We start from the raw sequence: 13,865 nt of genomic DNA, 5'->3' as shown, positions 1-13,865 counted from the left end.
TGAAACAACTTAGAAATGTTAAGATATAAGTATTGACAGAGATCCGGTGGCTGTGGTATGTCACATCAGCTTGCTGGTGGCAGCGCGGGAGTCCGAAAACTGGTGTGCGAAAACTGGTGTGCGATCGAACTTCTCACCCACTTTGCTTTGACTCTGAGATGAACACTCGCAAAGGCTGGGGAATTACTTAACGGGAAAACCTGACTGTTTAAGAGTTTTCACGTAGTAAATACAAAGGCAAACACTTGACCGGATACCCTCCGTTAAGCAAACTTGTAGCGAAGTGTCACAGATGAGCTTATATTTTATCAGAAAATAAACCCCTATTAATTAATGACAGCGCAGGAAAGTAGCGCCGGATGTTGAATGTCTAGCAGCACCAAAGTTGAGTTTATACTAGGAGGATACCATGAGGAAAATCAGGGTGCGACAAACGATAAGTGCCATAGTAGCACTGCCGCTCGTACTAATAGCCAATACCACTCAAGCTTTTGCCACTGATACCGGTCAGAAAATAGAGCCAATTAAGAAAGTTTCGGATTTGGGCGATGAGCTTGATTTTGATATGGCGACACCAACAACCATCAGCATTGAAGAAAGCGAGGATTGGGATGAACCTGATTTTACAGCTACTTTAGATATCGAGATTAGTAAATTTATGACAAACAATCTTCAAGCTGTAATTGATGAGCCGCCACCGGTAGTTTATCTCAGTGATGTGAGGGGCCAGGCAAGCAAGGAATGCCGCATTTCAGCGATATGCGAATAACAGAATCGGATTTGGGCGATTGGGGCGATGGGTGGGAACCCCGCAAACAAAGACTCTTTTGCTGGGTAGAATTTGAGCAATGATCAAGATTTCAGTAAAATTCGGTTGATTTTGCTGGGAATATGCGAATAACAGAGTATGTATTTTTTTGGGTATGCTTTAATGCGATCGGCTAAAACAATAAGTATGTAGGTTGAAATAAAATTAACTAATTGATAGTTCCCAGTGATTGGAAATCGCCCAAAAGGGCAGAAATAAAATTAATCATGTGATTCTTTGCTGTGATTGGCAAACGTAAAAACTGGTAAAAGTAAAGTTAGAGCAACTGCCAAAACGGTGAGGACGTTCTTAATTGCACTTTCCCCTGCGATCGATTCCTTCCATCCGTTACATCCGTTAAATAATCCGTTGCCGAACTTCCATCCGTTACATCCGTTAAATAATCCGTTGCCGAACTTCCATCCGTTACATCCGTTAAATAATCCGTTGCCGAACTTCCTTTTGTCGGCGGTTTACAGCACCTATCCTCAGAAACTTTTTCAAATATTAATTATGATTAATTCGCACTGCCAGCAAGACACCGCAGCACAGCAAAACAAAAGTTCGCTGCAAACTCTCTCCCGAGCTCTGAGAATGTCTCAGGGACAATTTTCGCTGATTTTGGTGCGGTGCAATTACAGTGCTATGAGAGAGGAAACTGTACAGCAATTGCGGGAGGATTCGGGTATCGAGATTCGAGAAATTGTCCTCCCGCCATCTGTTAAAACTCTTTACACGACGATAGAAACCAAACTTTCCTGCAGCCACCCGTCAGCTTTAATGGTGTTTGGATTGGAATCGGTAAGCGCGATCGATCGACTGCTGACTTCTACCAACTACGTGAGGGAAGAATTTCGGAATAATTTTCCCTTCCCGGTGGTGCTGTGGGTGACAGACAAAATCTTAAAAAAACTGATTCGGTTAGTAACAGATATCGAGACTTGGACGACCACTGTTGAATTTGTGCTCGGCCCAGAGGACTTGGTGGATTTCCTGGGAAAAAGTGCCGATCGCATTTTTTCCAAAATTTTAGAAAGTGGCAATTGGCGTTTAAGTAATTCTGCCATTCTCGGAGCCAACTCTTTGACTGAATTAGAGTCGGCTAGCCAAGACTTGCAAACTTGCAACATCAGGTTAGAACCAGCTATTGAAGCGAGTTTGCAATTTATTCGCGGTAGGCACGAATATGCTTGTCACCGCATCCCGGCGGCTATTGAATTGTATCAAAAAAGTCTCAGTTTTTGGAAGTATCAAGTAGCATTTATTGGCCCCAAAACAGAATTTAGCGATTTGTTATTTACCGTTCACCCAGCCCCGGTGTTAGAGGGAATTCTGCTATTCCACATCGGTCTTTGCTACCGTTTCCAAGCAGAACAACACCGCAGTGGCAACCGTCCTTACTGGACGGAAGCTAAGAATTATTTTCAGGAATGTATTGATGTTTTAGAACGGGCGGGACGGCCGGATGCCGTTGGTATATTCATCAATCAACTTGGCGAAGTATTGCAGCATTTAGAAGATTGGGATGCACTGTGGAATTTAGCTATCAAAGCTCGGAGGTTACATGAAAATATGGAAAATTCAGCAGTTAATTTGGCTCAAGATTACGGCTTTTTGGCTAGAGTAGCCTTAGAGCAAAAGAACTGGCAAGGGGCGAAAGAATGGGCTTTAGTGGCTCTAAACGTTCTCAACTCAAATTTAGAAGCGACGGGACAGGGAACCCCTGTAAAGTCGCAGCATCTAGGCTTGTATCTGTTAATTTTAGCAGAGGCCCAGAGTCAGTTGGGTGAGGTGCAGGAGGCGATCGCGCATTTAGAGCTTGCTCGCTTGGAAACCGAACCTTGCTACAATCCGCAACTGTATTTGCGGGTTTTAGAAATGCTGCGATCGCTCTATTTTCAGAGGGGAGAATATCTCGAAGCATTTCAAATTAAGCAAGATTATCGAGCGGTGGAACATACTTATCGGTTCCGAGCTTTTATTGGAGCCGGAAAGTTGCAGCCGCACAGAGAAGCGGTTAATTCCGTCGCCGAAACTGTTGCCGGCGCTGCTACTATTGCGGACGAAATTACTGCTTCCGGCAGAGAGCAAGACCTCAACCGCTTGATATATAGGATGAACAATACCCCCGACAAACTGACAGTAATTTACGGTCAGTCTGGAGTGGGCAAAAGTTCAATACTCACGGGAGGATTAGTACCAGCTCTCAAACAAAAAAAAATAGAAAGGCGGACTGTTTTGCCCGTAGTGCTGCAAGTTTACAACAACTGGCCACGGGAATTGACCAGACAGTTATCTGCTGGGAAAGCTGAAATATTCGATCCGGAAATTGCCGAAGCACTATCAGAAATTGCTCCGGTAGATTTTCCAGTAGAAGCAGGTGCAGTCAAGGGAAATCTTATTTCTGGCTTTGACGATGGCTCGACGGGGAATAATGAGGATCAAAGGGAGCAGCCACAGCCAGTAGAATTAATCATACAACAACAGGCGATCGAATACAAAAACATTATCAATGAGCTGCAAAGAAATTCCGAACATTTAGTTACTGTTCTGATATTTGACCAATTTGAAGAATTTTTTTTCGTGTGGAAAGAGCCAGCGGAAAGACAAATATTTTTTGATTTTTTGCGTGAATGCTTGAAAATCAAATATTTAAAAGTCGTCCTGTGTTTGCGGGAAGATTACCTGCACTATTTGCTGGAATTTTCCCGACCCAAAAACCCGACAGGATTGGTTAATAATGATATTTTAGAGGACATTCTCAGCAAAAATATTCTGTTTTATTTGGGAAATTTTTCGCTGCTAGATGCGCGATCGGTAATTCGCACTTTAACTGAGCGAGCGCAGTTTTACTTAGAACCGGATCTGATCGAAGAATTAGTCAAAAATTTAGCTGGAGAATTGGGAGAAGTCCGCCCGATCGAACTACAACTTGTCGGCGCTCAACTGCAACAAGAGAACATTAGAACTTTAAGTCAATATCAGGAACTAGGCAACAATCCGCAACAAAAATTAGTCGAAAGGTTTCTCGAAGAAGTCATCAAAGATTGCGGTCCCGAGAATGAAGTAGCTGCACGCAGAGTATTGTATTTGCTCACAGATGAAGAGGAGATACGTCCGCTAAAAACCCGCGCAGAATTAGCCTCTAATTTAGCGACATTTGCTGAAGGTGATAAATTAGATTTAGTCTTAGAACTGTTAGTAAACTCGGGTTTAGTTTTTCGATGGACGGAACTACCGGCAGAGCTTTATCAGCTCGTTCACGATTATTTAGTTAGCTTCATTCGCCAGCAGCAAGAATTAGATCAAAAGGCAGAATTTGAGGAACTGCGAAAGCAAAACCAAATTAACCGAGATGAAATTGAACAAATTCGCAAAGACAGAGAGCAAGATGCTTTGCTGTCGGAAGCTAGAGACAAACAGTACCAAGCGGAAGCTCAACTTTACCAAACTCGGAGATGGCAATTGCGGGCGGCGGTTCTAGGAGTGCTTGTACTCGCAGGTGTTTCCGGCATGGCATTCGAGCAAGCAAAATTAGCAGAAAGCGCACGGCAAGAAGCAGAAAAAAGTCGGACTGATGCCCTAAATTCGGCGTCGGAAGCTTTGGTGCTTTCTAATGAAAAAAATCAATTAGGAGTGTTGGGAAATAGTATCAAAATCGGTCGTGATTCTCAGAAAAGTACAGCGCTACCTGTGGAGACTAAAAATCAAATTGCTGAAAGACTCAGACAAGCAGTTTCCGGCGTGCAAGAACGCAACCGTTTCGAGATGCACAGCAAGTTTGTTTTGGATGTGAGTGTCAGTCCCGACGGCAATTCAGTTGCTTCGGCAAGTGCTGATAAAACTGTTAAATTGTGGAGCAAAGAAGGTAAGTTATTAAAAACTTTCAATCACCCAGATAGCGTGACGAGTGTTAGTTTTAGTCCCGATGGGAAAACGATCGCTACTGGTTGTGCCGATCGTACAATTAGAATTTGGCAAGTAGATAACGACAAAAGTGCCATCGCCATTCTATCCGGCCACCGCGATATCGTCACCAGCGTCAGTTTCAGTCCAGACGGCAAAACCCTAGCTTCCGCCAGTCACGACAACACCGTCAAAATCTGGAACCTGACAGACAAAAAATTGCTGCAAACCTTAACCGGACACAAAGACTGGGTGCTCGGCGTCAGTTTCAGTCCCGACGGCCAAACAATTGCCTCAGCAAGTGTTGACAAAACTGTCAAACTTTGGAACCGAGACAGTAAAACCCAGAAATTTAAAATTAATCCCAAAACATTAACCAAGCATTCTGGAATTGTTTACAGCGTTAAATTCAGTCCAAATAGTAGAGAACTCGTCTCAGCAAGTGCCGACACCACAGCCAAAATTTGGAACCGAAACGGTGAGGAAATCAGAACTCTCAAAGGACACAACGATGAAGTTGTCAGCGCGAGTTTCAGTCGCGACGGCGAAAAAATTGTCACCGGCAGTGCAGACGATACGGTGAAAGTTTGGAGTCGCAGCGGCACTTTGCTCAACACTTTTCGAGGACATCAAGACGACGTGAGGGCCGTAAGTTTCAGCAGCGACGGCACTATTGCTTCCGCAAGTAAGGACAAAATGGTAAAACTTTGGAAACCGGACAGCACTCCGTTGAATAAGATTTTATCGGGGCACGGAGACTGGGTTTACAAAGTCAGTTTTAGTGCTGACGGCAAAACAATTGCTTCTGCTAGCGGGGACAAAACGGTGAGACTTTGGCACGCTGACGGTAGTTTATTCAAAACCTTAGAAGGTCACAATGATTCTGTTACCTGGGTGAGCATTTCGCCTGATAATAAAACAGTTGCTTCTGCCAGCGATGACCAAACAGTGAAAATCTGGAGTTTAAACGGGAAACTGTTAGATACTCTCAGCCACAGCGGCATTGTGAGAAGCGTGAGTTTTAGTCCAGACGGAAAGATAATTGCGGCCGCAAGTGCCGATCGCAAATTGTACCTCTGGCGCTGGAACGGTTCTAAAGCAACTTTGTTTGCCAAACTCGATCACAGCAATCCAGTAATTAGCGTTAGCTTCAGTCCTGACGGCAAAACTATAGCTACTGCTACGGCTGCTGAGGGCAAGGCAAGCGGGAAGAAAAAGGCTTTTGAAATTACCGGAGAAAAGAGAGTTTACCTGTGGCAATTTAACGGTTCGTCGGCGAAGATTCTGAAAACTCTCGACCACCAGGACAGCGTTAAAAATGTTAGTTTCAGTCCCGATGGCAAGACTATTGCTGCTGCTTGCGCTGACAAAAAAGTTTACTTGTGGGGGTTTGATGGCAAGGTAGCAAATTTAACTGAAAAACTCGACCACAGCGATACTGTAGAAAGCGTGAGTTTTAGTCCCAACGGCAAATTGATTGCGGCGGCGAGTGGGGGAAATACTGTTAAGCTGTGGGATTTTGACGGCAATAAGGCGCGGCTATCGAAGACTTTGGAATCGAGCGATCGGGTGTTGAGCGTTACTTTTAGTTCGGACAGCAAAACTCTGGCTTTTGCTAGTAGGGATAGGACTGTAATTCTGTTGCCCGTGGAGAATTTGGAACTGAATAATATCATTGCTCGGAGTTGCGAGTGGTTGGGAGATTATTTGCAAAATGACCCGAATGTTGCTGAGGGCGATCGACTGCTTTGTCTTGGATTTGGGAAACAGGCGTTAAATAAGAAGAAGTAAACCCTTTAGTGAGGACTGCATTCCTTTGTCGGCGGAGGAATAAAAACTTGCATTCGTGACTGCGAACCTCCATTTTAATTTAGATTAAAATATCTATCTGTTGACTGGTTTTTTATGCTTTAAATTTGCGGTAGAATTCCAGTAATAAACTTAACTCCTTTGGCGGTTCGCCCGCCGCCTCAATCCGCCATTCCAACAAAAGGTAAACCGCATGGATATCAACTCCCAAAATGTCCAACCACTCCCGCCATTCAACGAGACAAACGAGGAAACACCAGAGATAGGTGGCGGTTTGCCCGTAATAGAATATTGGGCAAAACATACATTGTCCCCCGAAGGCCCGAAACTTTGGAAAACTTTGCTGCACAAAAGTGCTTGTTTGTCCTGTTCTTGGGGCACTGGCGGGCAGAAAGGAGGTTTTACAAATGAAGAGGGCGAAAAACTTCAGCGGTGCATGAAAAGCGTCGAAGCAATCTCCGCTGAAATCAAGCCGGCTATCTCAACTAAATTTTTTGAACAGCAGAGTATTGCACAACTTCAGCAATTAACTTCAATGGAAGCCGATAGGTTGGGAAGGCTGAGTTTTCCGATGATTTTGCGGGCTGGTTCCTCTCATTACGATCGCATTTCTTGGGAAGAAGTTTATCAAATTGCCGAAGCTGCTTTTCGCAAAACCCCCGAAAGAGTGGCATCTTACAGTTCCGGCCGCTCTTCCAACGAAGCGGCTTTTCTGCTGCAATTGATGATGCGGGCGATGGGTTCCAATAACTTAGCAGATTGTTCAGATCTCTGCCACGCTCCCTCGACAATCGGGTTAAGCGAAATGTTTGCCACCCGCACCTCGCTAGTTAGTCTAGAAAACTTAAAGGAAGCAGATTGCGTGGTGCTCGCGGGTAGCAATTCTTCCTACAACCATCCGCGCTTGATGAACGAATTGATTAAAATTCGCGACAAAGGCGGTAAAATAATTGTAATCAATCCGGTGATGGAAATCGGGTTAGTCAAGTTTGGTTCTCCGGCATTTCCTGTCAAGTCGCTCATCCCCGGTTCCGATATTTCCTCGCTATACTTGCAACCAATTCCCGGCAGCGATACGGCCCTATTTGTCGGCATTCAAAAGTCTGTAATCGAACAAGGATTGCTGGACAAAAAATACTTGCAAGCTCATACAGAAGGCTGGGAAGCAGTAGTACAGCACGCCCGCGAAACCTCTTGGGAAACTATTACTAAAACCTGCGGAGTTTCCCAAGCAGAAATAGAGGCAGCAGCCAAAATCATAGGCACTTCAAAGCGGGTTGTATTCGGTTGGGCGATGGGAATTACCCAACACGATAACGGTGTAGATAATGTTTTCAGCATCGCCAATACGGCATTGATGACGGGAAATGTCGGCAAAGAAGGGGCGGGATTAATGCCCGTCAGAGGACACTCAAACGTCCAAGGATTCGGCTCTATGGGCGTGACTGTCAAGCTGAAAAAAGAAATCCAAGAGGCTCTCGAAAAACTGTTAGATCGTCCCCTCAGCCCTGTTAAGGGTTACGAAACTCGATCGCTCATTGAAGCAGCAGATGCAGGCAAAGTCGATACCCTCATCTGTCTGGGCGGTAATTTGTATGGGGCAAATCCAGATTCAAATCAGGCCAAACGCGCTTTAAGCAATGTTGAAACCGTTATCTACCTCGCAACCAAACCGAATTTAGGGCATTTTCACGGATTAGCAAAACACAATACAATTGTGATTCCGGTACTGAATCGCTTTGAAAATCCCCACAAAACAACGGTGGAATCGGGAAATAATTTTGTGCGTTTAAATGATGAGGGTGAAACTCATCTCAAAAATGCCGATCTGATTCCCGAGGTACAATTTTTGACGGAATTAGCCAGCCGAATTCACGGTGATTTTCCCGTTGATTGGCGCCAACTTCAAGACACAAAATACGTTCGGCAATTGATTGCTAAAACTATTCCGGGCTATGAAAAAATAGCGACCATTGATGAAACCAAAGAGGAATTCACCATCAGCGGTCGCATTTTTACAGAACCTAAATTCCCTACAGAGTCTGGGAAAGCGAAGATGTTTGTCACGCCTTTACCTAAGCTGAAACTACCGCAACCTCAAGAGTTTGGAGTACCCGAATCGGTGCGAGGTTTAGTTGTGGCATTGATGACGGGACGCAGCTATTCTCAGCACAATACTGTGGTTTACAAAATTGATGACAAATACCGGGGAATGCCACACCGCAACTGCATTTTGATGAATCGTGCGGATGCAGAAAGCACGGGTTTTCACGAACATCAGCGGGTTACGGTGCAGGGAAATGTGGGGAAAATGGAAAATGTCGAGGTGATTTACGGGGCGGTTCGTGAGGGTGCTGCTTTGATGTTTTATCCTGAAGTTAATGTGATTTTTCACCCGGAGATTGAAAGGCGATCGGGTACGCCTGCTTACAAGCGCGTACCTGCTTTTGTATACGCGGAAGTTCGGCAACCGATTCTGTAACGGATGTAAGGGATGTTATGATTAGGTCTGCCTTATTTCTTCTTCCTTCTTTCTTCTATAACTCACATTTTAGAAGATTTTTAAGAACAGGCAAGATGCCCACCCCACAAGGAGTTATTTTTTTGTGGGTGGGCATCTGACCTGCCCATATGCAAGTCTTAATTAACTCTTAATTTGCAAAGTTCTACCGCGCCAAGTCCATCCCCAACCGGTTTCGGTTTTAATCGCAGAACCGATCGCAATCGCCGCCACTAACGCACCTCCCAAACCTCCCAACCACCAGTATTTCGTCGGACACTCAGAAATCTCGGCACCCAAGCGGCGCAAATTGTAATGCTGCCAAATTACGATTACGGATAAACAAATAGTTAACCACGTAATTGGCAATTGGTAATTGGTAATTGGTAATTGGTAATTGGTGATAGTCAGAATTTCTGCGAAGTCCCCGTTGACCAGCAAAATACCTAATGCCAACCACGGCATCGAATAAAGAAATAACATAATTGCAGCCATGTAAACCATCAAGCCCCAACTGCGGTTAGCGCCGAGATACAGATTCTTTGTCCAGCCTTCCCACAATGCGCTCCAAGACCGATACATCCGCACGGATGCCAAATTTGACCCGGAATAAAGTCCGAGCTTTAAACCCGCACGTTTGATGCGCCTAGCTAATTCCACATCTTCAACAATTTCGCTTGCAACTGCTTCGTGACCTCCAATTTTTTCGTAGCCCGATCGCCTAAATAACATGAACGGCCCGCCCGCAAAAGCACTGTTTGTTGTCGGATCGTTGACGGCGGTAAAGTCGTAGCAAACTGCTAGGTGACTGAACATTATCGGCTGCACCAACCACTCGGCAAAACACTCGCAAACCAGGGCTGGCATACAGGTGAACAAATCTATTTTCTCAGTTTCTGCTGTTGCAATAGCGGTTTCGATCGCCCCTGGTTTGATCCGCACATCGGCATCGATAAATAATAAGAAGTCTCCGGTTGCTATTTGAACAGCTTGGGCGCAGGCCCAGTTTTTGCCGGCCCAATATTGGTTCGCAGGTCGCGGCTGACCTGCTAATATTTTAAGCCGGGGGTCGTTGAGATGCTGTTGCAGGGATTGCCCGATCGCCTTGGTGTCGTCTGTCGAGCGATCGTCTACAATTAAAACCTCTAAGTTGTCCACAGACAGCGGTGTACTCTCCAAAATGGCGATCGCGCAATCCTGAATATTCTCTGCCTCGTTGTATGCTGGTACGATTACCGAAACTTTAGGGAACTGCGCGGCCGGTTCCGGTGAGGGCCTGGCGGAACTTGTGTCGGTTCGAGGCGCATTTTTGACCGATTGGCGCAAATTCTTAGTGTAAGCTCTACTTACAATGAGAGAAAAAATTAGCAGGGTTAACAATATCAAAGCGAACTGACCTCAAAATTTCGGTACACGATTTGTCTCCCTAAATATTAAAAAATATTAAAACAAAAAGCTAGTCGATCGCCCGAAAAGTTATTTTGACCGCCTCTTTTGCTATAATTTGTGAGCATCTTTCGGCTCGCCCGCAGCGAGGGGCAAGACCCCTCACCCAGACAGCGACCGAAAAGCCGAGGATAGATATCAGTTGTCAGAGGATATTGCAATGGGCGAATTTTTTACAGTCGATGTGTTTGCGAACACGATAGCGGTACTCGGCGCTTTGGGTTTTTTCTTTTTGGGATATCAAGCTTTGCAGATGTTGAAAAGATAAAGTATGTCAGAACTGAGATGTTGCACCATTGTCAAGAACGGGCAAGATGCCCGTTCCACAAAGAATGAGTTTTCTTGTGGAACAGGCATCTTGCCTGTTCCTAAACAAGTAATTGATAATGGTGCACTATCTCAGTCAGAAGCCAGAAGTCAGAAGTCAGAAGGAAAGAAGTCAGAAGGAAAGAAGTCAGAGGGAATAACTCCGATGGAAGTCGGAAGAAGGAAAGAAAAAAGAAGGAAAGAAACAACTATTCCGAATACCCCATGCCCTGTTTTGCCAATGCCCCCTGCCCTGTTTTGCCAATGCCCAGGAACACCTAATTTCCCTGAAAAAGGCTATACAACTGACTCAACATTGCAACTGTTTCTTGCGAAAATCAACCAAAAAAAGGCTGCGTTATTATCATGGTGAGCCAACTTTTAGATGGACGCTATCAAATCATTGAAGTCATAGAAACAGGAGAATTTGGACAAACCTATCTGGCCAAAGATATTCGCCGTCCGGGAGAACCGCAGTGCTTTGTCAAGCACCTGCGTCCCGGTACCACAGAACCGAAATTAATTAATACTACGCGCCGTCTTTTTCAAAAAGAAGCAGAAGTTCTAGAAAGGCTCGGTCAACACGACCAAATTCCTCAGCTATTCGCTTATTTTGAAGAAAACGAAGAATTTTTCTTAGTTGAATCCTTTGTTGCCGGTCACTCGCTATCAACCGAGATTGTACCAGGTAAACCCGTAAGCGAAGAAAAAATGATTCCTTTGCTGAAGGAACTGTTAGAAATTTTAGTATTTGTACACGGACAGGGAGTAATTCACCGAGATATTAAACCAGCGAATTTAATCCGCCGCTATTCAGACAACAAGTTAGTTTTGATCGACTTTGGCTCTGTGAAAGAAATTCACATCGCTCAAAGACAAGCGCCGGTAACTGTGCGGATTGGCACGCTGGAATATATGCCGATCGAACAATTTCAATACAACCCGCAACTCAACAGCGATATCTACGCTTTGGGAATGATTGGCATCCAAGCAATGACGGGTTTACCCGCTTACGATTTGCCGAAACTGCGGGATTTGAAAAATTCTAATAAAGGCGAAATTGTTTGGCGGCATTTAGCCACGTGTTCCCAAGCGCTGGCCGATGTTTTGGATAATATGGTGCGCTACGATTTTCGGGAGAGATACCAGTCGGCGGCGGAAGCTTTAGCCGATTTGAGGAAAATTGGCGATCGATCGCGGGCGCGGATTCCCAAGCTGACAATATATCGCGAAGAAGTCGATCGGCGCAGCAGCAGCCGCGGTGACATTACAGTCGTCGGTCGGAGAATATTAGATGAACTGCGCGTCAGTTTAGAATTGCTACCAGAAGAAGCAGAGGCGATCGAAGATGAGGTATTGAACCCTTACCGGAAATACAGGGAAAAAGGCGAACGCTACGAACAATCACTGCAAGAAGCAATGCAGCAAGAATATCCCTTTTCTCTCGAAACTCGCGACGAGTTAAAACGCTTGCAGCAAGTTTTAGGGCTTACTGACGAAGATGCCGCGATAATCGAAGAATTAGTCATTCCTAAATCTTTATTTGCTAAATTGTACAAGGCGATATCCACAGTTTTGGAGGGACATCGCAACCCCAATCCGCCACCAGCGAGCAGCGCCCCTCAAGTCGAATTGCAGGCAAGTCCGGCGGTATCCCCGCAGGTAAATCTGAACGGAAAAACCGATTTCTCGTTAGCGCAGCCCTCGGAGAGGATCGCCAGCCCAGCAGTGCTTGTCCCCAAAGAAACTCGCAAATTCAATCCTTATCTTGCCGGGGCAACAATGGCGGCTATCTTAGCTGCGATCGGCGGAATTTACGGCTATCTCAAATGGCAAGAATGGCAGCAGCGAGCCCAGAAAGAATCCCAACAGCTCAATCAAATTGAAGCTCTTTATAAAGCCAGCAATTATGAAGACTGCATCAGCCAAATACCAACAATTGCCAACACCAACAGCAGCGCTGCGTCCACTCAGAAGTTACAGGAACAGTGCCAAGCAGGTCTGCTGTGGAAGAACGCCAAAGTCAAAAATTTCGCTCAGCATTCAGATGCAGTTGGATCTGTTGCTTTCAGTCCAGACGGCTTAATGTTAGCCAGCGGTTCTAAAGACAAAACCATCCAAATTTGGGATTTAGCTACAGGCAAGTCGATCCGCACTTTTCCAGGAGATTCATCCACCATTTGGTCGGTTGCTTTTGACTCAAACGGTACGAAACTGGCGACTGGAACCGGTTTTTGGCGAGTCATGCTGTGGGATTTGAAAACAGGGCAAGTGATTCGCAGTCTCGACCACACTGCTTCTGTTTGGTCTGTCGCTCTCAGCCCCGACGGACAGCTTGTTGCTAGCGGTAGCGGAGACAAAACCACAAAGATTTCGGATGCAGCAACTGGTCGTTTGATTTACAATTTGCCAGACCATACAGATTTTGTTTATTCTGTTGCTTTCACTCCAGATGGAAAAAGTTTGGTTAGCGCTTCTAAGGATAAAAAAATTACAATTGTTGATGTAGCAACAGGGGCGTTGCTCAAAACTATTGAGGGACACGGCGAGCCCGTGAGGTCGATTGCTGTTAGCCCAGACGGCAAGACAATTGTTAGCGGTTCCTACGATGAAACTATTAAAATCTGGAATATCGAAACAGGAGATTTAATTCGCTCCATCAAGGGACATTCTGACGATATTGTCTCGGTTGCTATCAGCCCGGACGGGAAGTTTATTGCGAGCGGGAGCAAGGATAAAACTATTAAAATTTGGGATTTTGCTACCGGAGAGTTGCTGAATACTTTGACGGGACATTCCGATGAGGTTTATGTGGTTACTTTTAGTCCCGATGGCAAAACTATTGCTAGCGGTTCTAAAGACAATACTATTAAGTTGTGGTTGAGGTAATACCATTTTAGATTTTAGATTTTAGATAGGAATGACGGCGTTGCTGATTCACGGTATGAATTACCTTTTCGCTTGAAGTTACAAAACTCACCCGCTGATTCCTTCATATATATAGCAATCCTAAATCATTATCAAGACTATAATACAATTATATGCAATACTTGATTGTGACAATAAAAAATGAATAACTTACAACTGCCA

7 protein-coding genes are annotated in these 13,865 nt (G+C 45.0%); 6 read left to right on the top strand and 1 reads right to left on the bottom strand.

The annotated features are described in order from the left end of the window. Positions 1 to 32 precede the first annotated feature (32 nt). The 4 genes from QT994_RS18205 to QT994_RS18190 all read left to right on the top strand — a co-directional run bounded on the left by QT994_RS18205 (position 33) and on the right by QT994_RS18190 (position 9,005). Positions 33 to 191 carry a hypothetical protein gene (locus QT994_RS18205; RefSeq protein ID WP_333176767.1) on the top strand — a complete coding sequence of 53 codons (159 nt, stop codon included), beginning with the start codon at positions 33 to 35 and terminating at the stop codon, positions 189 to 191. 218 nt (positions 192 to 409) lie between these two features. Beyond that, positions 410 to 769 (top strand): hypothetical protein, encoded by a 360-nt coding sequence (locus QT994_RS18200; RefSeq protein ID WP_333044682.1) that lies wholly within the window; start codon positions 410 to 412, stop codon positions 767 to 769. Positions 770 to 1,054: 285 nt separating this feature from the next. Further along, complete coding sequence (locus QT994_RS18195) at positions 1,055 to 6,505, top strand: nSTAND1 domain-containing NTPase (RefSeq protein ID WP_333176765.1); 5,451 nt, start codon at positions 1,055 to 1,057, stop codon at positions 6,503 to 6,505. Between the two features lie 211 nt (positions 6,506 to 6,716). Continuing rightward, complete coding sequence (locus tag QT994_RS18190) at positions 6,717 to 9,005, top strand: FdhF/YdeP family oxidoreductase (protein ID WP_333176762.1); 2,289 nt, start codon at positions 6,717 to 6,719, stop codon at positions 9,003 to 9,005. 162 nt (positions 9,006 to 9,167) lie between these two features. Here QT994_RS18190 and QT994_RS18185 read toward each other — a convergent pair whose 3' ends face one another. Continuing rightward, entirely contained in the window at positions 9,168 to 10,409 is a 1,242-nt protein-coding gene (locus QT994_RS18185; RefSeq protein ID WP_333176760.1) for a glycosyltransferase family 2 protein, read from the bottom strand. Between the two features lie 331 nt (positions 10,410 to 10,740). On the opposite strand from QT994_RS18185, the gene QT994_RS18180 reads away from it, so the two are divergent. Together QT994_RS18180 and QT994_RS18175 are read left to right on the top strand one after the other, a co-directional pair. Beyond that, positions 10,741 to 11,148 carry a hypothetical protein gene (locus QT994_RS18180; protein WP_333176757.1) on the top strand — a complete coding sequence of 136 codons (408 nt, stop codon included), beginning with the start codon at positions 10,741 to 10,743 and terminating at the stop codon, positions 11,146 to 11,148. Continuing rightward, positions 11,142 to 13,664 (top strand): protein kinase domain-containing protein, encoded by a 2,523-nt coding sequence (locus QT994_RS18175; protein ID WP_333176755.1) that lies wholly within the window; start codon positions 11,142 to 11,144, stop codon positions 13,662 to 13,664. Before QT994_RS18180 ends, QT994_RS18175 begins: the two co-directional genes overlap by 7 nt. Positions 13,665 to 13,865: the final 201 nt, after the last annotated feature.

This window comes from Microcoleus sp. S13_B4, assembly GCF_036700885.1.
Lineage (GTDB): Bacteria > Cyanobacteriota > Cyanobacteriia > Cyanobacteriales > Microcoleaceae > Microcoleus.
The sequence above is the reverse complement of the archived record's forward strand: the minus strand, read 5'-3'. Positions and strand labels throughout refer to the sequence as shown.